General features: G+C 32.1%; 26 protein-coding genes. 2 read left to right on the forward strand and 24 right to left on the reverse strand.

Annotated elements, in window-relative coordinates; all coding sequences use genetic code 11:
* Positions 1-327: 327 nt before the first annotated feature.
* Entirely contained in the window at positions 328-855 is a 528-nt protein-coding gene (locus LNQ49_RS06265) for an STM3941 family protein (RefSeq protein WP_229987822.1), read from the forward strand.
* A 240-nt stretch (positions 856-1095) separates the two neighbouring features.
* Here LNQ49_RS06265 and LNQ49_RS06270 read toward each other — a convergent pair whose 3' ends face one another.
* Entirely contained in the window at positions 1096-1611 is a 516-nt protein-coding gene (locus LNQ49_RS06270) for a hypothetical protein (protein ID WP_229987823.1), read from the reverse strand.
* Positions 1612-1848: 237 nt separating this feature from the next.
* On the reverse strand, positions 1849-2784 hold the full coding sequence (locus tag LNQ49_RS06275; protein ID WP_229987824.1) for a helix-turn-helix transcriptional regulator: 936 nt from the start codon (positions 2782-2784) through the stop codon (positions 1849-1851).
* Positions 2785-2902: 118 nt separating this feature from the next.
* Between LNQ49_RS06275 and LNQ49_RS06280 the strand changes: the two genes are divergently transcribed.
* Positions 2903-4156 carry an NAD(P)-binding domain-containing protein gene (locus tag LNQ49_RS06280; protein WP_229987825.1) on the forward strand — a complete coding sequence of 418 codons (1254 nt, stop codon included), beginning with the start codon at positions 2903-2905 and terminating at the stop codon, positions 4154-4156.
* A gap of 128 nt (positions 4157-4284) precedes the next feature.
* On the opposite strand, the gene LNQ49_RS06285 is transcribed toward LNQ49_RS06280, so the two are convergent.
* From LNQ49_RS06285 to LNQ49_RS06390, 22 genes are all read right to left on the reverse strand, one after another.
* The gene (locus tag LNQ49_RS06285; protein WP_229987826.1) at positions 4285-5229 is read right to left on the reverse strand and encodes a hypothetical protein; all 945 of its coding nucleotides are present in this window, start codon (positions 5227-5229) and stop codon (positions 4285-4287) included.
* 232 nt (positions 5230-5461) lie between these two features.
* Positions 5462-5803, reverse strand: coding sequence for a hypothetical protein (locus tag LNQ49_RS06290; protein ID WP_229987827.1), 342 nt, complete (start codon positions 5801-5803; stop codon positions 5462-5464).
* A gap of 19 nt (positions 5804-5822) precedes the next feature.
* Complete coding sequence (locus LNQ49_RS06295; RefSeq protein ID WP_229987828.1) at positions 5823-7988, reverse strand: NHL repeat-containing protein; 2166 nt, start codon at positions 7986-7988, stop codon at positions 5823-5825.
* Positions 7989-8070: 82 nt separating this feature from the next.
* Entirely contained in the window at positions 8071-9624 is a 1554-nt protein-coding gene (locus tag LNQ49_RS06300; RefSeq protein WP_229987829.1) for a hypothetical protein, read from the reverse strand.
* A gap of 219 nt (positions 9625-9843) precedes the next feature.
* Positions 9844-11730: a hypothetical protein gene (locus LNQ49_RS06305; protein ID WP_229987830.1), complete on the reverse strand. Its 1887-nt coding sequence runs from the start codon at positions 11728-11730 to the stop codon at positions 9844-9846.
* 69 nt (positions 11731-11799) lie between these two features.
* Positions 11800-13047, reverse strand: coding sequence for a hypothetical protein (locus LNQ49_RS06310; RefSeq protein ID WP_229987831.1), 1248 nt, complete (start codon positions 13045-13047; stop codon positions 11800-11802).
* Between the two features lie 9 nt (positions 13048-13056).
* Positions 13057-13536 (reverse strand): hypothetical protein, encoded by a 480-nt coding sequence (locus LNQ49_RS06315; RefSeq protein WP_229987832.1) that lies wholly within the window; start codon positions 13534-13536, stop codon positions 13057-13059.
* A 165-nt stretch (positions 13537-13701) separates the two neighbouring features.
* Positions 13702-14511: a phage baseplate protein gene (locus LNQ49_RS06320; protein WP_229987833.1), complete on the reverse strand. Its 810-nt coding sequence runs from the start codon at positions 14509-14511 to the stop codon at positions 13702-13704.
* Positions 14511-14969: a hypothetical protein gene (locus tag LNQ49_RS06325; RefSeq protein ID WP_229987834.1), complete on the reverse strand. Its 459-nt coding sequence runs from the start codon at positions 14967-14969 to the stop codon at positions 14511-14513. Before LNQ49_RS06325 ends, LNQ49_RS06320 begins: the two co-directional genes overlap by 1 nt.
* Before the next feature lie 16 nt (positions 14970-14985).
* On the reverse strand, positions 14986-15855 hold the full coding sequence (locus LNQ49_RS06330; protein WP_229987835.1) for a nucleotidyltransferase: 870 nt from the start codon (positions 15853-15855) through the stop codon (positions 14986-14988).
* Positions 15856-15859: 4 nt separating this feature from the next.
* On the reverse strand, positions 15860-16150 hold the full coding sequence (locus LNQ49_RS06335; protein ID WP_229987836.1) for a hypothetical protein: 291 nt from the start codon (positions 16148-16150) through the stop codon (positions 15860-15862).
* Complete coding sequence (locus tag LNQ49_RS06340) at positions 16128-16514, reverse strand: hypothetical protein (protein ID WP_229987837.1); 387 nt, start codon at positions 16512-16514, stop codon at positions 16128-16130. The genes LNQ49_RS06335 and LNQ49_RS06340 overlap by 23 nt, the downstream gene beginning before the upstream one ends.
* A 2-nt stretch (positions 16515-16516) precedes the next feature.
* Positions 16517-16732 carry a hypothetical protein gene (locus tag LNQ49_RS06345; protein WP_229987838.1) on the reverse strand — a complete coding sequence of 72 codons (216 nt, stop codon included), beginning with the start codon at positions 16730-16732 and terminating at the stop codon, positions 16517-16519.
* Entirely contained in the window at positions 16732-17223 is a 492-nt protein-coding gene (locus tag LNQ49_RS06350) for a hypothetical protein (protein ID WP_229987839.1), read from the reverse strand. Before LNQ49_RS06350 ends, LNQ49_RS06345 begins: the two co-directional genes overlap by 1 nt.
* Positions 17223-18218 (reverse strand): late control protein, encoded by a 996-nt coding sequence (locus LNQ49_RS06355; protein ID WP_229987840.1) that lies wholly within the window; start codon positions 18216-18218, stop codon positions 17223-17225. The genes LNQ49_RS06350 and LNQ49_RS06355 overlap by 1 nt, the downstream gene beginning before the upstream one ends.
* 1 nt (position 18219) lies before the next feature.
* The gene (locus LNQ49_RS06360) at positions 18220-18852 is read right to left on the reverse strand and encodes a DUF6046 domain-containing protein (protein WP_229987841.1); all 633 of its coding nucleotides are present in this window, start codon (positions 18850-18852) and stop codon (positions 18220-18222) included.
* Complete coding sequence (locus tag LNQ49_RS06365; protein ID WP_229987842.1) at positions 18852-20306, reverse strand: phage tail tape measure protein; 1455 nt, start codon at positions 20304-20306, stop codon at positions 18852-18854. Before LNQ49_RS06365 ends, LNQ49_RS06360 begins: the two co-directional genes overlap by 1 nt.
* Positions 20307-20505: 199 nt before the next feature.
* On the reverse strand, positions 20506-21057 hold the full coding sequence (locus tag LNQ49_RS06370) for a hypothetical protein (RefSeq protein WP_229987843.1): 552 nt from the start codon (positions 21055-21057) through the stop codon (positions 20506-20508).
* Positions 21058-21120: 63 nt separating this feature from the next.
* Positions 21121-21537, reverse strand: a complete 417-nt coding sequence (locus tag LNQ49_RS06375; RefSeq protein WP_229987844.1) for a hypothetical protein — start codon at positions 21535-21537, stop codon at positions 21121-21123.
* A 2-nt stretch (positions 21538-21539) separates the two neighbouring features.
* Positions 21540-22715 carry a DUF2586 family protein gene (locus LNQ49_RS06380; protein WP_229987845.1) on the reverse strand — a complete coding sequence of 392 codons (1176 nt, stop codon included), beginning with the start codon at positions 22713-22715 and terminating at the stop codon, positions 21540-21542.
* Entirely contained in the window at positions 22712-23203 is a 492-nt protein-coding gene (locus LNQ49_RS06385; RefSeq protein WP_229987846.1) for a hypothetical protein, read from the reverse strand. The genes LNQ49_RS06380 and LNQ49_RS06385 overlap by 4 nt, the downstream gene beginning before the upstream one ends.
* The gene (locus LNQ49_RS06390; RefSeq protein WP_229987847.1) at positions 23196-23606 is read right to left on the reverse strand and encodes an N-acetylmuramoyl-L-alanine amidase; all 411 of its coding nucleotides are present in this window, start codon (positions 23604-23606) and stop codon (positions 23196-23198) included. The genes LNQ49_RS06385 and LNQ49_RS06390 overlap by 8 nt, the downstream gene beginning before the upstream one ends.
* Positions 23607-23653 lie beyond the last annotated feature (47 nt).

Here is a 23653-nt window from a genome sequence, read left to right on the forward strand (position 1 = left end):
CTTTATTTTTTATTTTATGTCAAGTCTTTTTATCATCAATTTTTGCAAAATATAAAGCTACTATTTTTCTTATCCATCGAAAATCTGTTCTATATTCTTTTTGGAACAGACATATAATAGTCCCATACAATAATCTAAAAAAAGATTTACTTATTAAATTTAATAACTTGAATTAAATTCTAAATACAAAAGTAACATCTAAAAGTCTGAATTACAAAAAATTAATCATTTTTATAAGTAATAACTTATTTTTATAGCATACATTATATTTATTTGTAATAAATTGCATCCTTATTTTTAATTATAAATATATCATACTACACCCCCATGAGAGAAGAAACAAAATTATATCGAAATGCCAAAAAAACCAGAAATTTATTTTTATATGTAAGTGCTATTAGCATTATATTGGCCCTAATCTTTTTATACTGCATAGGATTTTTTGGTGGTGAACTTAAAATTAAACCAGCTGTAATTTCAGGTGCTTTTCTTTTGATTATGCTTTTCCTTACTCTTAAAAACTTAGCAGGAATAAAAGACAAATCTCCATTAATTGAAATTGATGTGACTGGTTTTTCTGGAAAAACTACTCCACTATCTAAAGCTTTTGGAAGAGTTGAATGGTCTGATGTAATATATATTCATTTAGAGGAAATCGGAGGTGATACTTTAGTTATTACTACACTTGGCAATGCGCTAAAATACCGTGACCGTCTTTCAACAATAATGTGGAAAATGGCTTATGACAAACAAAATTCAAATTTGAAATTAATGTACTCCGCCTCTGAAATAGATATTAATGCAGAAGAGTTATACAATTTACTTGTAAGCTACTGGAAAGTTCAAAAAAACTAATTAATTTCTTCTCTTGATAATCAAAGTAGGGTTACAATTAAATAATTGTAACCCTACTTTCTTAGTTATAAAGCTAATTCCCAATCTGTGCTCTAATAATAGAAAACTAAAGCTTATAAATTTCAAGAACATAAAAATACAAATCCACACTATCGAATCCTTTAAACTACACCTAATTATTTCTTAAAATCGTACAGAAAATAAAAATTAATTTATAGTACGAATCTGTAGTTTAGAGTTTTATTTAGTTAAAATATACTTAACTGTAACTATTTTAATAGATTTAAACAATCCAAAGTCTAAAGATTCTTGTTTATCAAAAGTTAGTATACAACTAGAATTTGCATTGATTCCGTAACAAGGTGATGTAGAACCAGAAGTGAAATTTCCTGATGATACAGTGCCATCAACATCCATCGTTATTACAGGAATCCCCACAACATTAGCATCACTATTATTATTAAGTTTGATTTCGTATTGAAGTCTTGAAGTGTTTTTTCCTGTGTCTGGAGTATATTTAAAGTTTATAATTTCATAAGAAAAGTTTTTAAGCTCAACATTGTTTTCTGATATTGGTTCTATTTCAAAATCACAAGCTACTTCCATATTATATGCTGGTCTAGTTGAAGTTCCAATAGGAGTTGTAAATATAGCTTCTGGAATGGTAATTATTTTAGTACAATCATCATTAGAAGCACATCCATAAACAAAAAGAAAAGGCATTAATAAAAAATTAAGTTTTAAAGTTTTAATCATAAATATTGAATTTGAAGTAGATAACATAGATTTATAGTCGATGTAGAAAAGTTTTTTTTTATGCGCAAGATATCGAATTTATATTCAATTTCTCAAGACTTTTATAATCCATGATACTATAGAAAATACTCTGATAGCAAGGATTGAAAACGCAAGTTATTTGATTAAAATAAAAAAACTCGTTTATTTTTATAAAAATTCCGCATAGTACACAATATCAGAAACATAAGAATAATCTCATTCTTTAAGTTTACTTGGTAAAATCCCAAATTTCTTTTTAAATGCTACTGTAAAATGTTGTTGGTTTTTGTAACCAACCATTTCAGAAACTTCGCCTACATATTTTTTTTCATCCAATAATAACTGTTTTGCCTTATTCATTCTTAAATCATTTATGTATTCGAATATGGTTAGTCCAAAAAGTTCTTTGAAACCTTGAGTCAGTTTCCTCTCATTAATACCAATAGAAGAGGCAATCTGCTTAATCGTGTAACTTTCCATATAGTATTTATTCATAAATTCTTGGGCTTCATAAAATTTAATTTTATCAGAATTTTTAAATGAAAATGGTTTTAAAGAATCTACTTGACTAAATAATGTGGCTTGTAACAACAAAAGCTCTGTCATCTTAGCTTCTAAAAACAACATATTTAATTTTCCTAAATAAGGTGAGTTACTTATTTCATTTATTACATTGTACACACTAGGTGTAATCGACAAATGATTTCCTGGCCATACCTTATTACTTCCTGACTCTATTAGATTACTTAATACAGGAATTTCACTTGATAGTAGGCGTTCAAAATGTTTAGCCCCTACACGGATTTCTAGAAAATTACCATTGTTGGTTGGTGACATAATAATTTGTGGATTGTTGTCCTGTTGGTAAAACAATGTATGACTTCCACCACTCATATTAATATTCTCTGGATGAATCATTAGACTTTCTCCACTTAACCTGAAATGCATTTCAAGTACTGCATCTTCTATATTAAGCTGAATTTTTTTAGGATCTTTTATCTGATATTGACATCTGATAAATTGCAATGCATCAAATGAAACTTCGTTGAAATGAAAAAAACCTTCACTTTCTGTTTGCTCGATTATGACATCGTTTTCTCGAAAATTCAAAAAATCATTACTTGTCAAACTATTACGGTCAATGGCTAACATATCCTTAAAATTATAAATTAAAACCCAATTACGTCACTTTTAGTCCTAAGTGCGTTAACAAGGACTTATCCTTTCCCAGCACCTTTGTACAAATATAAACATATAAAAATAGTAGGTAATGGAAGCAAAGAACAAGATATATAATACCATTGTAATAGGTGGTGGACAAGCAGGATTGGCTGTCAGTTTTTATCTAAAACAAGAAGGTCATGAACATTTAGTTTTTGAAAAAGGACAAATTGGAAACTCATGGATTTCACAACGATGGGATTCTTTCACCTTGAACACTCCAAACTGGATGAATACTCTCCCGGGATTAGAAATCAACAATAAAAGAGATTCTTTTATGAATAAAAATGAGTTTATTAATTATCTAAAATCTTATGCTGCTAGGTTTAGTTTACCCATAAAAAACGATTTTGAAGTCGTTTCATTATCCCAAGATAAAAATGAAAACTGTTTTTGCATTGTTACTCTACATCAAGGAGTGTTATCTGAATGGAAATCTAATAACGTAATTGTAGCATCTGGTGCAATGAGCAAAGGCTCATTACCTCCGTTGAATAAAATTATCCCTGATTACATCACACAATTACACGCCTCTGAATATAAAAATTCTATTGATTTACCCGAAGGAGACGTAATTGTTGTTGGTAGCGGGCAATCGGGATGTCAAATTGCAGAAGAGCTTATTTTGTCTGGACGAAATGTTTACCTCGCAACTAGCAAAGTAGGACGTACACCAAGGCGTTATAAAGGAAAAGACCTGATGGAATGGTTAGTATTAACAGGGTTTATGGACATCGCTACCTCAACAGTAGATGCTACTACCATAAACAACCCACAGCCACAGGTTTCAGGTATTGGCCCTTTGGGACATACAATTAGTTTGCAATCGCTACACCGTCAAGGTGTTCTTATTTTAGGAAGACTTAATGGCTTCGAAAATAAAACTTTTACGTTTAATGATGATGCAATAGACAACATACACTTTGCAGATAAATCGTCAGAAAAAATAAAAAAAATGATTGATGATTATATCCTCAAAAATACTATTTCAGTAAAAGACAATGAATTTGATGATGCTGATGCACCTGATCAAGAAAGCATTTCTGCAAGTCATTTGAAATCGTTGCCACTTTCAGAATATAAAATCAATTCAATTATTTGGACTACAGGTTTTTATTCTGATTTTAGTTGGATTAAAATTCCTGCTTTGGACAGCTCAGGAAAACCGATTCATGAAAATGGGATATCCCCTGTTTCTGGTCTCTATTATATTGGTTTCCCTTGGTTGAGTAAACGAAAATCCGGTATTATCTTTGGCATTAAAGAAGATGCGGAACGAATTGTAAGTGGAATAAAAAACTAATATCTCATAGTTATTAAACTATATTAACTAACAAAAGGATAAAAAGACTTTAAAACCTTTTTATCCTTTTGTTTCCATTGGTCAATGAGTCAAAACTTAATTATAATTCCCTTAGAAAGAACTTACTACTACAACTTTTGTTTTTTAACGAATTCGTAGCTCTGTTCTATTGCTTTTTCTATGTTCATTTGTTGTGCTAAAAATTTATTTCTTTCTGATGGTTTTATCTTAAATATATCATCATTTAATTGAAAGTCTTTTATCATATTATGAACTGGTAAATTCACCTGTATTGCCTGATTATCAATTAAACACTCTAGGAAACGTACCGTTTTGTTTTGGCTTTTATTTATATAAGCTTCAAATCCATTTGGTGAAAATTTAATATTTTCGATCGGCAAATTCAAATCAAAAGCTAAAAAACCATAGATATCTTTAATTGTTTCTTGTGTATCAAAATCTAATGGTTCTTTTTGTTCAAGATTATAAAACAATTCTCCTTGTAATACGATATCCTCTAATATTTCTTTTTCTAAGTTTTTATCAGACAATCCCAGCTCTTCGCGACAATAATCTGCGAAACGAAAAATAGTATGTTTATGGCTTATATTTAAGGTTAGTACTTGGGTTTCGGGAACATAATTATTGCTTATATTCTCATATAATGATTTGAACTCTTTTATCGTTTTGTCATTACCAATCATTATCATCTTTGCTAATAAAAATTCGATTTGTGTAATCTTAACATGACTAACCTTTATTTTATTTGCACTATCTAAGTTTTCATAAATAGCTTGCAGATTATCCAGCACCTGATTAAACAACACAATTTTTTGTTCAAAGACTTTTTCATTACGGCTACGCTCCTGCTCCGTTTCGGATTGTTTGTTTAATAAAACCATTGTGATAACAGCTGCGAAGATGGTTCCAAAAATAGCGGCCGCAAACTCCTGAGATGCTTTTTGCCCTAAATTTTCAAATAAAGGTTCAAAGGCAAGAAAAGAAGAAAAAGCAATTATAAAAACAAATAGTGCATTCCTGAAATTTTTATCTTTTTTCAAAAAACTAATCATATTATTTCTCTTTTTTAAATATCTCCTAATATAAGGATAATACTTACAATAAGATAATATTTATAGGTATATTGACTGATTCTTTTTCAAATTCCTAAGTATAAACGCAAAATCGAAATTTCCATATTCAAAAATCAAAATTTCCTTTTTAAAATAAAAAGACCCAAGACTATCAGAAGTTTTATTCTTTCTGATTGTCTTGGGTATATTAATATACTTATTCTTTTAAAAATTATTCTCGTGCTTTATCCTGAATTTTATACATAAAAGCAATTACCTTAGGTAATGTCCAGCCAATTCCGAGTGCATAAAACATCGTGACATCTACGCCAAAATATTCTACTGAAAAGCGTAATGTTAAAAAAATAGCTAGGATTGAGAATACAAGCTCAACTAAATTATCCTGTGTAAAAAAAGATAATGAAAAATAATACGGTGTATTACCAGAAGCTTTATCTCGTTTGGCAATTTTACCTTTATAATAAAAAGCTAAACCAATTAAAGCAAAAAATAGCCCTGCTAAATAAGTGGGTACATCAGTTGTACCAAGTATAAGGTTTAAAAATTTTGTCATGATTTTTTTATTTTTAAGTTTAAGGCACTTGTGTTACTGGAAATTGAACCCATCCTATGGATGTTTTTTCATAAATTAAAGCACCATCACTAATATTCATACAATGCACTCTGAAGCCATTAACTGCGCTAGAATAAGAAGTACTTAATGTGCTCCTAGACAAAGCAGATGTCGTTAGATTATCAATCGCTAAATCGGTAATTAATGTTCCGCTATGATCCGGAAACTGAAAAACTCTACTATCTGTAACTAAATCTGATTTTAAATTAGCAATAGCTAAATTTAATTGATTATTGGTTTTTATTACTAATCCATTATTAGGAGATAACTCAGATCGATAAAAAGTTCCTGTGGTTAAATTTGTATATTGAGTAGAAAGCCCTCCAATATTTATTAGCGTATGTGCTCGAAAATCTCCATCTTTAGAGTAATTAAACATTTGCTTTTCATTCGATATCTCTAAAAAACTCGAATACGCTTCCCTAGAAAGGGCAAATGATATATTATTCCAACTAGGACTAGTGTCAAGTACTTTTTGTAGGGTCAAATCATCGCTAGTTGCAACAACATAACCACCTGAAGGTTTAGTAACTGGTAAATCAAAATATACTTCTCCAGTTGCAGGTTTATCAGCTCTAAAAATAGTTCTGTTGCCCACTCCACCTGTTGATATTGCAAAGGCACTTGGAGTTGTTCCTATAGCCGATTTATTGCTTTCAAAAGCAAAACTATCTGGAGCAATTATATCATCTATGATTAGATAATTATTGTCTTTCATCCAAGTTCTACCATTAGACAAAACTTCTTGCAATGTTGGAATCTCTCCAGTATCCCCTCCAATTACAAGATTTCCGGTACCTAGAATAGATTCTCCATTTATGGTTTTAAAATCAGATTTGGCTGCAAGATTTTTATCACTTAAAATAACATTTCCATTTTCATCTAATGTTAGTAAATGTTGTTCTCCTTGAGGCGCTATTTTTATAAGATTATACGAACCACTATTACTTGCATAGACAATTCCTGAATTGGTAACTGCCATATATCTAGGAGACTTACCTGCAGCACCAAAAAGGGTAACCTGTCCTGTTGGTGAAATTCTGTAAACTAAGCCATTATCATAATTGTTGTTATTTACGTATAAAAACCCATTTTTAATTAAACAAGGAAATGATGGTTTATATGGTAATGATGCTAATACTGTAGTAACGCCTGAATTACTTACCGAATAAATATTTTTATCTTCATAATCACCTGCTAAAACATATAAGGATCCATCTGGTTTTACGCAACCAAAACTAACTTCAAAACTTAAAGTTGCATAAGTGGATATTAATCCATTTGTATCAAATTTATATATTAAATTCTGATTTTCATATGAACTAAAATAGCCATTCGATTCCGGATCAAATCCTAAAGCATTTAAAGATGCAACTCCTGAATAGTACTCAAAAGTGCTTAGTGTTACTGCATTTATCCTAAGCACTTTTTGTGCACCATATTCTACTATATAAAGATTATGGTGATTATCTATGGTTAAATAACGGTAATTTTTAGTAGAAGAATATATTACAGATACTATTCCGCTTTGGTTTAATTTCACTAAACTGTATAATGAAATTCCATCAAAATATTTCACAAATAAACTTCCATCAATTGGATCTACGATTATATCACTTTGGATAAAACATCCTTCAGGAAATGAATAATAATCTGTAATAGTTTTGTCTAAATTTACTTTTTTGACAATATTTCCGAAACTAAAATAAACTGTCTCATCAATTCCTGCAGTTGGTGTAACATCTTGCTCAAACACAACCTCACTTAGTGTTTTGAACTCATTTTTTAATTTGCTAAACTTTAAACCACTTTTCCCTTCAACTTGGCTATCTATTTCAGTAGAAACATTAATACGAATGTTAGAACCATTATCTGAGATATTACTATCCTTAATACCAATACCCGTTTCGTTTATTCTTGGAATATTGTTTGGCGTACCTTTAATAGTTCCTTCACCAAACTCACTCCTGGGAATAAATCTTACTTCATTATTCAAGCTATGAACCAAAACATTGTCTGTTAGTTCACCTTCATTTACTATATCTAACTTTAAAGTTTTATTTATCCCATATGTATCTGTCGATGATTGAATTTCATCCGATTGCATTTTTGTAATCTCTTTCATATCTCAAATTGCTTAGAGCAAAGTTTTTTTCTCTAAGCTCTTAATTAATGGTAGTGATCAATACTTTATTTTTGATTATTAACTATGGATATACTCTTATTTCTACCATAGAATTTACTAATTGCCCATCTGTTGCTACCAATGTATCTAGCTTTTGAGTACTTATAGCAGCTATATTAAGGGTAGTGCCAGATGCTACTGAAGAGTCTGATGTAGTCACTGAAGCACTCATAGTTGTTTTACCTACAATAAAAGTTCCAGCGAGAGTTCCATGATAAACCCCAGCACTACTTCTTGACCAAACAATTGTATCACCCAAAGTATTTTCTAAAACTGTCGCTACTGGAGGATTTGTTCCTGTTTGGGTTAAAAGAGCTACATATGTTTTATAGCGTGTTATAGGTTGAAGCTTATTATCTACATATTCTTTATCAACTATCCATCTCGGATTAGAAGCATTTGATGAACTAAAGTCAGATTTATATTCTAAACCTAAAGAATTAGTATTAAATATCTCAATATCATTAACTCCAAATCGAATAGGTTTGTCATTTAAACTTACAATAATTGGTTGAGCATCTCCGCCCCATCTGATAATTCCTTTATTTACTTTATTATAGCCTAATATAGTGCCTCCCTTTGAGTAATTTACCCCATAATAACTAAAACCGATTGAACTAGGATTTATTTCCCAATCACTTCCTTCTAAATCCATATTAGCCTCATCTACAACTACAGATCCTCTGGCATCTATATTGGCTCCATTGGCTCCCCCATACACATACAACTGAGCTTCTTGAGGAATTCTTCCTTCAAAATTACCAATAGACATCTTTGGTTGACTTGCTGAAGTTGGACCATCAGGATTTTCTATTAGTAGCATACGAGCGCCATTTTTACTTTTTACAAGCAAATTACCACTTCCTAAACTACTATTAGTGATATCCCATCCGTAATTATTAAGAGGTTCTCTAACAGATATACTAGGTCGATTACCATTTATTTCTAATTTACTAGAACCATTATCCCATAACAATCTAGTACTATCAGATAGTGTATTAGCAGAAGATACAAAAGGTATCCTGCCAGAAATTAGTGATGTTATATTAGCTTTTTGTTCTAAATCTGATGTAGTCGATAAAATATAAGTTCCCTCTTCCTTTGCTGGTAAACTCCAAACGGCAGTTCCTTTTGCTATAGGATTAGCAAATTCTAACCTAGTCTCGGCTCCAGTAGATTTATTCCTTTTTGAAATATAAACCTCGCCATTAACTGCACCATTTTTAGAATCATAAATCTCCGTTGTAGAACTCAATAAAGCTTCATTGGTACTACTAAATGCACTCAATAGTAATCCTGAACTACGGGAAAGAGTTGGATCTATTAATTCTGCCTTAGCATAATTTGCTCCACTTACAATAGCACTCTCAGTTACAACTTCTTGTAAAGTAGCAGCCTTTCCTCCATCAAACTCACTTCTAGGAATAAATTTAACTTCATTATTTTCTCCTTGAACCAGCACCTTATCTGTTGATTCTCCTTCGTTTACGATATTTAACTTTAAAGTTTTATTTATTTTATATGTATCAGTTGATGATTGAAGTCCATCCGATTGCCTTTCTGTAATCTCTTTCATATGTTCAAATTGTTTTTTAAATTAATGCGGATAATTATTCCTAGAAATATTATTTTATCATTGCTAACTAATACTTATATCAAAACATTCTACCAAAAAGTAATACCGAATGTTGGTGTATCTTTTAACTTATTATTATTCTATTGCAAGAATTAAAACTCATTGAAAAAAATGACACCAACTATAATTCAGCTTTCTTTTTTGAAATTAAAATCATATTTATATAACTAAAACTGCTGTCTTAATCCAACCGTTAGCTATTTTCTCATAAATTACTTTTTCCGATGGTATATTTAGTGCCATAACTCTAAATCCTACTGTTGCTGCTGGATAAGTTGTATTTAAATCTGCAGATGTTAACAAAATAGTAGTTTGATTTACAACAGTTCTTGAAGCTACATACGCTGCAATATCATTTGTAGTTGCAAGGGTTTGAGTTCCTCCTACCTCTATGTTTCCTGGTAATTGAAATGTATAGTTACTGGTTAAATTATCTGCTTTAATTGTAGCCATCCCACCTATAGGATTAGTCTTTAAACTCAACCCACCGCTTGAAAGAGCATAACCTCCGTATCCAAATGATGAAGATAAATTTCTAACTGGATATATTCCGTCCTCATCAAAAATATATCCTCCACCGTTAAATTCTAATCTTATGGAATTTCTTTTAAAAATCATATCATGATAAGGTCCTCCATCATAAAATTGGCTCCTAAGTTGAAAATGATGATCTTGACCTGTTGTAGTGCTAACTTTTCCTGTATTTAATACTTCTTGAAAAGTAGCAGCTGTTGGAGTCCCTCCAACTACAATATCACCAGTACCTATAATACTTTTTCCATTGATTGTTTTAAAAGATACTGCTGGAGCTTCTCCAACCACAATATCACCAGTACCTATAATACTTTTTCCATTGATTGTTTTAAAAGATACTGCTGGAGCTTCTCCAACCACAATATTACCAGTACCTACAATACTTTTTCCATTGATTGTTTTAAAAGAATCTTCATAAGTAACAGCTCCACCTAATGGATTAAATCTAACTTGAGTTGTCTGATTTATAGGACCATCTACCATGAACGAAACATTATGCCTTCCTTCAGAAAAAGCAAAATAAAAAGGATTTGCAATAAATCCACTATCTCCTTGTTGGGAATAAAAACTCCATTCATCACCATCTAATCCTATAGTATTGGTTCCATAATTTACAATTTCCTCCTCAATAGCAATACTTTTTTTATCAATTAATACTCTAGTTTCAATTTTATCTTGACCTGAAAAACTAGTTTCTAAAAGGCTTATGCGATCTTTATTAATTAATGTTTTATTCTCTATAGGACTAAGTCCTAAAGTACCAAACTCTGAAGTAGTACTAATTCTAGCTAAAGTTGGATCTGGTCCTGAATCTCTAAAACCAGTTTCCGAAAGACTAATACTATTTTTGTTGATGAGCATTTTAGTCTCAGTAACTCCAGAATCAGGAGCTCCAGGTTCTGAAATTGTAATATTCGCTTCAGTAATTGAGGCTTTACTATCATTAACTGTATTATTAAATACAACCTCTTTATCTGTTATGATAGCACCCGCAGCTGCAGCTTTATCTAAAGTAATATCTTGTGTCGTTGCTAAAGTATAATCACCCGCAAGAGCAGGAGCAGGTACATAAATATTTGAAGCCACTGTAGGCTCATTTATTTTTAATTCTGTTCTTATCGTTCCATCTGGATTACATTGCAAGATTTTTATCTTTCCATTTTCTGTAATATAACTTCCAACTGAAGTTGAAGTTAATGAAGCAATGGCAGCGCCCATAAGTACTCCATCTGTTTTTCCTACTATAAGAGTTCCTTTTTTTGATGCATCTACAGAATCTTCTACTGAAGCAACTGCTGCACCATCCATATCAACAGCACTCTTGGTAACTACATCTTGAAAGCTCTGAGAACCGCCTCCAAACTCACTTCTAGGTACAAATTTTACTTCCTTATTTATGCCATGAACCAAAACATTATCTGTTGGTTCACCTTTGTTTACTGTATTTAACTGTAATGTTTTATTTATTTTATATGCATCGAACAAAGATTGCTCTTCTGTAATCTCTTTCATTTATTGAAATTGTTTGTAATTAATTCTGTAGTTATCTTGAAGTTTGTTTCTGTAAATTTTATTTTATATTTAATAAACAATCATTAATACTCCTGTTGATGTTCTATAAATATCTCCGCTGACAAGCCCTCCAGCTAGCGCATTGGAATTGTTGCTAAATTCTCGTGCCTTAATATTTACCACTCCCGAATTCTTAACCACAAAGAGATTTTGACTGTTTTTATCTAAAATCTGTAAACCGTTACCTACACCTAGGTTCTCTATAAGCAAACTACTTTTTGCACTTGAATTATATATCCTTAAAGGAGTAGCTTGCCCATTAGCAGTGATATTTAAACCAATCCCAGCATAAGGCTTGATTATATTAATTGCATTTCCGTAGGTAAACGACGCCGTTGAAGGATTATCTTGTATCTGTAAACCAAATTGATAATTTCCATTATTCTCTACTAAAGCTCCAATATTATTATGATCCAATATTAGAGATGACCCATTATCTCTTTTAATAACAGAGATGCCTGTTTTACCTGCAAAAAACGAATGCTTAACTAAAAAACCAATCTTATTTGTATAGTCTACCATATTTAAACTATCCTTACTAATAACCGTTTTAGTAGAACCATCATTAAGTATAATTGTTTTATTAGCACTATTACCAGAAGTCAGTACTTCATTTAAGGTTGGTATAGTTGTACTAATAACATAAGGACTAGCATTTGCGCCTGTTCCTGTAACAGTAGTATTGGTTCCTGCAGTTACTTTCGTTTCAGAACCACCCATAGTGATATTTCCAGTACCAACAATATTTTCACCATTGATTGTTTTAAAATCACTAGTTGTTGCCAATACATATATTCCAGTAGCTTTGGTATTATCCAAAACAAATCCAATGTTTCTATCACTGACTGTACTCACTTTGGCTTGAAAACTTATAGAATTAGATGTTCCTAATCCCGAATTAAGTCCCCAACCTTGTGGCGTATTTGCAAATTGTTGAGGACCTGAATATATTCCCCAACTATAAGCTCCTAATAAGTCAGGATCATTTATCGAAAACAGAGATAAATTTGGATTAGAAATATCATCAACCCAAGTTCTTCCTTTATCCATTGTTTGTTGTAAAGTCTGAGAACCAGCTCCAAACTTACTTCTAGGAATATATTTTACAATTTTATCAGCACCTCTCACGAGTACGCTATCCGATTTAGTTCCTTCATTAACGGTATTTAACTGCAATGGTTTTTCTATCGAATACGTTTTTTGTGCAGTACTGGTTAATGATACTATTAACAATAAAAACAAAAATATTTTTTTCATCTTTTTAAATTAAATTATTGTGTACACATCAAAACTTTCTATCTGAGTAATATCTCCCCCCAAATAATTTCCAGTTATCCAACTTGCATCAACATATCCAATGACCATATCTTTTGCCTCTAGTAAATAAGCATTTGCAGGATTAGAGTTATCAGGATGCTTAAAAACAAAGAGTTTACCTGTTGGAACGAAACCCATTTTTCCAAATAGATCAGCATGCGCATTGAGGTCCGTTTTATGTTCCTCAAATAAGGACTTATCTAATTTTCCTTTAAACAAATTTTCATGTGCTAGAGCATCTCCTATATGGGTATCAAACTGTGACTTCTCAGCTTTAGCGTTTAGTGTTGTCGACAAGTTTGCAATACTACTTTGTGGTATTTGCTCATCTTTGTGCCAAAATGATTGCCATGATGCCCAAAATTGGGCTTGTGTAGGTTTTAAACCTGTTTTAAACCAGCTTAAAATGGTATTTATATCTGTTGCCATATTGTTTTTATACTATTAAATATTTTTTTTGTGAGTATTATTATCAGATGATATTTGTAATACTGAGGTATTTGTTCTTCTTTATTTCAAAATGATTTCGAAGATGCCTAGAATTGTTCTTATATAAGTTTTAAATCAACTTAAGATGACATCTATAACTATTCATTACCCGATATATTCAATAAATAAGACTACTCTGTATGGATTCATGATTGAGAAAGGAATACCGCTTCCTGCAGTGGATGTATATCTACTCATTTCATGACCTCCATTATCATTATCTGATCGATTTGAACCGTATTTATTAGGTACAGCAACAGTTCCTCCGTTTTCTGAATAAAAAATATCCATATATGGATGGCTGTGCGCTGGCATTTCACTTTCATAAAGTTGCTTGCTTTTAGCACCTCCAATTTTCCCCATAGTATTAAACTCAGTTTGAAAAGCATCAAAACCAATAGGCATACGTCCGCGCCAATTAATTACTTCTGCCCATCCAACGGGTATTTGATTTGCTGGTTTATTCCATAAAACCATCCCACCGCCTGATTGAAAAACAGCATTTTTCTTTTCAAGAATTTCAAGTCGAGATACTAAATCGGTAGGGATTGTTTTTGTCTCGATTGGCTTCTTAAAATTTGCCCACGGCCATGATGTAGCTGCAGTACCAAAAGTTGCGTAGCGGATAGTATATACATTTTTTAAAAAACCATCTTGGAATTCCTTATTGACTGGTTCTTCTATAATAATAACATTTGCTGCAACGTATCCTCCTTTAAAGCTTATAACCTCATTATTAATTACAACAACTCCATCTGATACGCTAGAACCTGTAGTGATACATCCTGAAAGTATAGATAAGTTTCCTGCTATATTACCCAAATGATTAAAAATTTCATAAGCTGTTTGTAACTCTTGAAGTCTTTCTGTTTTTAGTGGAAAACCACCTGTCTGATTAAAATTTGTTTTATTCATTACTTTCTAATTACTTTACTGCGTATACCGCCTGCTTTATAAAATTTTACATGAGCTTCTATGCTCTCTAATCGTGCTTCGTAGATTTCTGATGGGACTGAAACTATAAAGTCTAATCCTGTATCTGCTGTTTCTACTTCTGTTCTGAGCCAAATTGTCTCAGATATATTATCATCTGGGAATACATATTTTTCAAAGCCTTCCCCATTTGTATATACATAAATTGTCTCATACAAACTGCCTGTCCCTATTAGAATTCTCTCGCCTCTTTCATCAAATTTAGCATTCAATGATTTTCTAAGATGACAAACTTGCCCTGTATGATAGAGTCTGAATATATTTTCATTTCGTACTATAATCCAATCATCATAGAGTGTAATTATAGGTTTCATTAATACCTGAACAAAAGCTATAAAAGCTGGCTTTCGTAAGAAAGTGGGTAATAACTGTATTACCAACACATTAAAATTTACTTTATACCACATATTCTACCCCTTTAAAATCAGTAATTTTAAAATAACCACTAAAAGGTATTGTCGAAATAAAAATATTAAGTGGTTTGCCATAATCACCAGTCTCTGGATTAATCCAGGCACTTGTTGCACCGACAACTGTTGCATCTAGAACTCCTTCAACAGATTGTAATTTATCTACCAAAGCAGATAAACGTAAATCACCATCAAATGGAAGCTCTTTCATAAATTCCTGAATTGCAATTATAACAGGGTATTCTCCATCTTTAATTCTCATTCCTGTACTATTCAAGAGCATAGCATCTCGTTTAATTTGGATCGACAAAGTCAAAAGATCTGGTTTATAATTTAATACAGAAACCTTAACACCCGCTACCTTTATTTCGTTTATATAAGTTTCAAAAGCTTCTTTCTCACTTTCACTTATAGGAGCTAAAACACCATCTCCATCTTCTCCTGCAATTTTTATAATCACACGACTACTCTCAGGAGATTCATTTACTGCAGCATATTTTACAATCTTTGATGCTTCAATTTTTGATACTCCAATTTCATTTCCATTCTTATCTCTATTATCAAAATAATCTTCGTCTTTCACTAAATCAAAGCCTTTTTGAAAACGCAAAGCCATAGTACGATACCAAGGCAAAGTCCCAGATTTTTGGTTAGCGAGTTTTTCATCAACCTCTTTTTTATGTTGATCAAAGAAAACTTCCAACATCCATATAGCTGTGGCTACAATAAAAGTGAACAATCTAGCTATAGATGTTTTGCTAGTCGATGTTATTGATGTGAGTTGTCCTGAAAGAATTTGGTTTGCTTTAATGGCCTCAACCATTCTTACTTGTATTTCTGATATACTTCTTGCCATTTTTTTATCTTACTATAAATGTTTCTTCTATTATCATTTCGCCAATACCTTCGTCATTTGCAGAAATTGGTCCAGCATAATTGAAAGCTGGAACATGTTTCTTATTGGTGTAGAAACCAACAATGTCTGAGTCCTTCCTAATATCTACCGGAATCTCCAAAATCTTTTTAGGCTGTAAATCTTGGGTTATACTAGAATCGTTTGCAATAGCCATTGCAACAAGACTTTCGATTGTACCACAGTGATGTAGGGTAAAATCTATTAACGATTGGTTATGTAATACTGTTTCTTGCATTGGTACGTAATGTTCTATTTTCTTTTTTTAATTCGGTAATCTCTTGTTGCTGCAACTTAATTTTCCGATCCTTTAGCTTGAGTTCTTCCTCCAGGAGTAAAACTTTTCTATTCATCATCTCTTCAAACTCTTTGTACCGAGTTTCATATCGGCTTTTTAAGTCATCTAGAATTTCTTTATAATGTCCAGATAGTTTAATATCGTTTTCAATAGCAGTAGTATCAGCATATTGTCTGGCTTGCAAAACCTCAACCTTTAACTTTTCTACTTCTTGTTTATACTTGCTTTTGGCAAATAAAAAAGTAAAATAACCAGTACCTCCAGCAGTTATTAACCCGGTTAATGCAATTGTGAGCTCATTCATTATTAACTTATCGTGTGATTTATTGTTCCTGTAACTGGTCCATTTGGAGCAGCAAGTCCTGCTATATATTCGATTTTTGCATTCTTAATCTCCTCAACAATTGCATTGGCCAACTTTGATGAAATTCTGTCTAAACTAGCATTATGATCTACTTCTTCGTTTTGCTCAGCTTCAAATGCTGCACGAATTTTACTTTTTAATCTATCTGCACTTAACATTATTTATCTTTTAAAAATTGATTAAATCTATCTTCAAGGGCTGTAAAATCGGCTAGATTTATTAAATTTATTGTTGGTCCATTATTCGTTGTGAATTTTAAACTCTTAATTGCTTTTATCAAATCAGCCATCAATTTCTTTAAGTTTTCATTTTCTTTTTTTAATAAAAACCCATCTTTATCAACCTGAAATTGAACCTTATCAATTACAAGACTCAGACTTTCTATTTCTGAATACACTTCAATATACAATCGATGTAAATCTTCATTAATCGGACTTACGATAACTGAACTTTTTTCTTTTGGAAACAAATAAAATTTTTGATTACTCTCATTTATTATCGAAGCCAATTGCACATCTGAATACTCTAGCTTCCCATCCGAAATTTTACATGTCCCTTTTTCTTTATCAACAGAAATAACATGTGCAATGAAGGTATCTACATCCCGTTGTTTTATTTTTCTAAAAGCGTCCTGCAGGTCTTTTTCCATTATAATTTATTTCTTATACTTACTTTTCTTCTTGCTCCGCTCATCCCAAAAGTGGTTACTACTTTATTAATAAAATAGCTTCCTTCTCTATCTGTGTGCTCTTTATCTACTAAAACCGCTTTCATACCTCGTGTAGCATAAGGAATTAAAAAACTAGTTACGTCACCGTTGTAACCATCAAATCGTAATTTTTCAAGCTCTACTTTTACTAGTTCTTTTAATTGTGCTTTATCTGAGACTGTCGAAGTATTGTAGGTTCTTTGTTCACCATCTTTATCTCCGTCTTCAACAATAGTTCGTTCATTAGTTTTGGGATCGATATAGGTATATTTTACCATAATCTTTCGATCCTCTTTGGCTTTATATTCAAGATTATTTTCAACCAAATTGTAGTTTAAATCATAAGCAGCTACTTGACCAATATTGGTTAGCTCTTGTAAGCCGCAATGCAACTTGCCATCATCAGTTATAAAAGAGGTGAAACCAAAGTCTTTTTTTAACTTTTCTAGTGCTTGTGCTCCATTCTCATTGATAATCCATTTCTCTAATTCAAAATCAAGAACAGGTTCATTAAGTACTATATTTGTCCCTTCTATAATTTTATTTAAAACAGCTTCAAGTTTAACTTTCTCTTTCCAACTCGCGCTTATATTCTTTCTTCTTAGCATCCACATGGCATCTTCGCAATGAATTTCGAGAGGTATTTTGGGACTAATTTTTTTTATATATCCTACAAATTCCACGTTAGAAATTTTCCCTTCATAACCTAAAGTGATTGTTACCTTGTCTCCAACTTGCAATGCTTTTTCGGTAAACTTTTGTGTACCATTTTGTTTTATTTTAAATTGAGTTGGCAATTTTATAACTGCAGTATCACTCAGTTCATCAACAGACTTGGTTATTTCGATTTCATGAATAGCATTAAAAGCATAACTAGATTCTTCTGCACCATCCTTAATTCGAGCAAACACAACTTTACTTTCAAGTAGAAACATTTTATGGTGTTTTTATTAGTTCACTTTTTGTCTTATTCTTTTCTTCTAAATCAGCGTAGAAATCTTGATCACTAACTGCTGAAATCGTATATTTTTGCATTCCTCCTTGTCCCATCATATCCTCAAACTGAATGTCTTTGATTACAATTTTTCCAATATCGAACAATGTGAAAAATGGATTACTTTTTATCTCAAGCGCTTCGTTAACATCAACCATATTTCTTAACATGCTTACTTGTTCTGAAGGATATGCGTTTGGATTTTCTTCGTTAAAACAAATTCCTTTTATAGAAATGGTATAATCTTCAGTGCAGATATACTCCTTAACAGTTCCTCTACGATACTTTCCTACTGTAGCTGTTTCAACAATTGTTTTACTTAATCCAAGTGAGATTAAAGGCTCATTTGGCAATTCATAATCAACACCTTTATGAGTAAGTGTAAGAGTTAAAAAATATTTCCCTCCAGAAAAGCTAGAAATATTGATAGAATTAAGATCTATTTTCTTTCCGTTTTTTTTTACCTTGAGATTTCCACCTTTCATACTAACATCGAACAAGAAACCTGGATATCTTGGACCTACATAGTCTAAAAACGCTCTTGCTGTAATCTCTTTTAAATTAAATTCTGCCATTATACTGCTGTTTGCATTTGGTTTACACTATTCACGGCTCTTAAAAGCATTTCTTGTACTTTCTCGCCCAAATTACTTATCCCTTTTTCTGATGATTCTACATAAATTTTAGTATCATCTTGTAATTTTTGTATGTTAATTATAATATTAGTAGCCTTTGGTCCTCCTGAAACAATTGAGTCAGATGAACCTACTGTATTCGTTTTTGCTGTCTTTGCTGTTTTTGCCATTTTAGCATTTACAACTGGTGAATTTGGTTCACCTAAAAGAGCTTTTTGTTGGATTTTAAGTTGACTTGTCGGATTTTTTTTAGCGATTTCGCTTTTTGTTGTTATTTCTGGAGCATTCATTTTTACCCCTTTATTATATCCGGTATTAAAACTTTTTGCAGCTTTTAAACCATCTTCTATAAGTTGTTTTTTTGAATTAACGCCCATTAAATCCCCAGCCGCTTTTTTTCCTATTTCCCATGCCTTTTTAAAATCACCACTAAAAAATGCCGCCAATGCCTGCCCAATACCTGTGACTCCAGATAGTAATTCATGAAAACGATTAATGACATAATTTTTTATCATCATCCCAAAACCTTTCATTACTTCCCAAACTCCCATTATGGTTCCACGAACAGATTCAAATCTATCCCACAAAGACCAAACAATCGCAACTAATGCCGCTATCCCGATAATTACTAATGAAATAGGATTCATAGCCATAACAAAATTCCAAGCTGCAGTAGCACCTTCTACTAACCAGATTACTCCTTCTAATATCCCAAGCGCAGCACTAAAAGCATAAGCTTGAATATTTGCAAGTAAAAAATTGACTCCTAAACCAAGGAGAATCCCCCCTAACGTAATCATAATAGTCCTAGATTCTGTTATTCCGATTATTAAGTCGAGAATTCCCATAGCTAAATCTTGTACCATTTTTACAATTGGTTGTATAAAAATCCATAAGACACTAAATGCTGCCGAAAGATTAGGAAGTTGTTGGGTTAAAAAAGATACCCCTTTGTTTAAAAATGAGATAAATCCTTTAAATGAATCAGTGGTATCTCCACCAAGTGAAACTAAAAATGTATTCCATGCTGTTGCAAATTCACTTTGACTCGTTTTGAGTTTCTCAAATTCGTCACTTATCCCCCCTTTTATTCCATTAAGTTTTTCATAGGCAACACGTGCGTTAAAGACTTCCTTTCCAAAAGCTATAATTGTATCTACAGAAAAAGTATCTTTAATTTTATTTTCAATACTTGCTAAACCCGATTTAAAAAATCCAATCGAAGAGTTGTTTTCTTTTACTGCTTCGCTAAAATTATTTACTATGTTTTCTGTGTTTGCAAAAGAATTATTCATAACATTTATCTGATTAATCGCAATTCCGAGAGATTGTGCAACGTTCAAAATCGGACCGTTTGCATTTTGTATGGCTGTAATGTAGTCGAAGGCGTTCATGATGGTGTTTGTGAGGTTTCTTTCTCTTTAGTTCTAATAAAATGTAAATTCTGAATTTCTTCTGCCCAATCTTCATCACTTAGTTTATGAGGTTTTGGAATGTGCATGTAAAATTTCAAGTACGCATCAAATAATCGAATGTCGATATTCTCTGCAATTGTAAAGGAAGAGGCATCATCGGTATCGATAATGGCCCCTTTTAAAGCTTTTTTAGCGTTGCCACTTTTTTGTTTTGGAGTTTTTCTATTGCTTGGTAAAGCGGAAATCGAATCGAAGCATTTTCTCTATCGCTAAAAACATCATCTTTTTTGATACAAATCATTTCGAATAATTTTTCCTGAGTAACAAATGGTTTCGCTGAAGGATTTTTCTTTTCGGCAGTTTTAATATCCTGACGTGTAATCACTCTCACGGTACATTTTTCTTCTCCAATTAAAATAACTGAGTTATTTCCTTCCGAAATTATTTCGGCATCATCAAAATTGAAAAAATTAGCAAGCTCTTTACGTGCTGCAAAGAAATAATCATCATTTGTCTTGATTTCTTCATCTCCACCAATAAACAATTCGTTTAACATAACCTCTCCAAAGGTTATTTCGCCATCTTTTTGCATAGCACTAAAGGCATGCTTAAAAGTTGTCATTTTCGGTTCGCGTAAATAAGCTACTTTATCCTCTACAGGAAGCTCATAAATTTGACCGTATTTTTCTTTCCACTCATTAATTTGTTCTTGTTTTATTTGCTGTTTCATTGTTTGTTTTATTTAACCAACCAAAGCAGTTTAAGATGCTTTGGTTGGTTTTAATTAAAATTATTATTGTTGTGCTTTTACACCTAAAAAGACAATTGGCAATTCGACTACCATGTTTTTATCTCCTTGTTTCATGCTTTTCTTAGTTTCGGTAAATTCGCAACCAGATAAAACATCAATTACCGTTTTTCCTCCATCAGATGGAACATAAGAAACGATAACATCAAAGTTTAAATCAAGGATATCAAAGTTTGGAGCACTTAAAACCATGGCTTCCAATTCGCTTTGCCAAATAGTAATTTTTCCTTCGTAAGATTTATTACCACGAGTAACTTTATGTGGTTTGTTACCACGTCCTCTTAAAGTTTCCTTTTCCTGCTTAACAGTGTATTCAACTTCAGTAATTCCTTCTATAATTCTGCCTCCAATTGAAATGGAAACATCTGACCAAGCGTATTGCTTGCTGCTAAATGTGCTCATATTTATTCTAAATTTGTTGTAAATCCGATGTTTACAGTTATATAATCGCTATAACCTACTGGTAATAATTGTAAGGCAATATTCAAGTTGTTTGTAACCAATACATTTTGGTTTTCATCGATATATGCTTTTACCCCAGATAATTTTCCGTTTTGAACCATTAAACCATCGATTTGTCTCTCGATAGCATTTTGCCAAGATTTAATAGTAACAGGATGAATTTTTCCAGCATCAGTTACTGGAATTTCGTCTGATAATTCGTCAACCAATGTATCATAAGCAATAAGTACTGCTTCGTCCATCACTAAACCTCTTGATAAGGTGTTGAAATCATCTGTAGATCCAGTTAAAGTTACATCGCTTGTAAAATAATAACCAGAACGGTTAGCAAAGCTGCGTAAAAAGATATAGCCTTTGTTATGAATAGCATCCCAAGATGTATCTAGACTTTCTGCAGTTCCGCCATTAGTAAAATAAGCTGTAAAATTTTCTACTGGGCCATCTTTTACACGAGAGATTTTTCTTTGAGAAGGAATACTTGCGATTCTTCCTAAAGCCAAACCTACAGAAGCTTCTTTAGAACCATCTGTATTTGCCAACAAAATAGATACTTTGTTGAAGCTTGCAGTGGCATAATCTTTTAAATCAGCAACAGTTCCTGAGAATTTGTTACCCGAAATAATTGTACGAACTGGGAAATATCTGCTTGCATAATCTTCGTTTAAAGCTTGTGCTTTTGCAACAGCAAGAGCAACGTCTGCATCTAATCCGTTTGTGATTGTTTCGGTAGTTCCTGATTTTTTAAGAAGTCCTAAAATTCTAATTTTTCCTGATGCATCAGCCAATAGCTTTTTTGCATAAGGTTTTGTCAAATCGGCCATATCTTCCATTGTAATGGTAGATAAAACAAGCATGAACCAAAGCTCTGCTCCTTTTTTGGCTTCGTCGTAAAATGCTTTGATATGCTTGTAAGCAAAAGCATTTGCACCTGTCTCTTCGATACCAAGATTTACTGCTTCATCAAGCGAGAAAATCTGATACGAACCACCTACAGCAACTTTTCCTGTTCCTGCAACTGTAACTCCAGTTAATACCAATCCTGGTACTTTTTGGATGTCTGATTGTAACAACCCTAGACCCTTGCTAGAGATGTTGAATTTTATATTTGGTAAACTCATACTATTTTAAAAAATTTAATTATATAACAAAATGCAAATCCGAGTAAAAAAGCAATCCCGATATTGATAAAAGAATATCCTGTTTTTTGTTTGCTTTCGATGTTGTTGTTTTTAATAACATTTGAACTCTCTTTTTTGAACTCATTTTTTATCTTGGCCACTATTGCAAGGCTATCGCAGGTTGCAGATATTAAAATTGTATCGTGTACAATTTTTAATTTAACCTTTGCCTGGGCGTTTTTCTGAACATAAAAAATGGGCTGTGAATCTGTTTTCAATTGGCTCTTTGCAACCAATTCAGATAAAGGGATTCTTAGTTCCGTTTCTGCTCTCGGAGCATAAACTGTAGTATCTTTATAGATGACTACTTTTTCAGATGTTATCTGAGTCTGATTTTCAATTTTTTGAGTTTCCTGTCGCGTCGTACGACAGGAAATCAACAAACAACTAAAAATAAACACTGATAACAAAAGTGTTTTTTTATACATGTTGATATTCTTTTTTAGCGTCAAAACTCGGGCATGCTTTCTTTACATTCGGAAAATCTCTGTGTCCTTGAATAATAGCTTTTGGGAATTTTTGTCTTAACTCCTTAAGCAATTTTAACAAAGAAGCTTTCTGGGCAAGCGTTCGATTATCCTTCGGAATAACTTTTTCATCAATTCCACCTACATAAGATATGTTGATACTTTCATGGTTAAATCCTTTTACACCATTCGAAACTTGTTCTATTGGCAATAACGAAACTACTTCCCCATCTGGCTTTATAATAAAGTGGTAACCTGGCATTCTCCAACCCAATTGATTTTTCCAGTAGTTCTGTATGCTACTTATTGATGTGTTTTGAGAGGTTGCTGTGCAATGCACGGCTAAGTACTTTATTTGTCTCACTTTGTTTATTTATATTCTCGGTTCACTACTCATTTTTTGGTTTTACT

Source organism: Flavobacterium pisciphilum, assembly GCF_020905345.1.
GTDB classification, from domain to species: domain Bacteria; phylum Bacteroidota; class Bacteroidia; order Flavobacteriales; family Flavobacteriaceae; genus Flavobacterium; species Flavobacterium pisciphilum.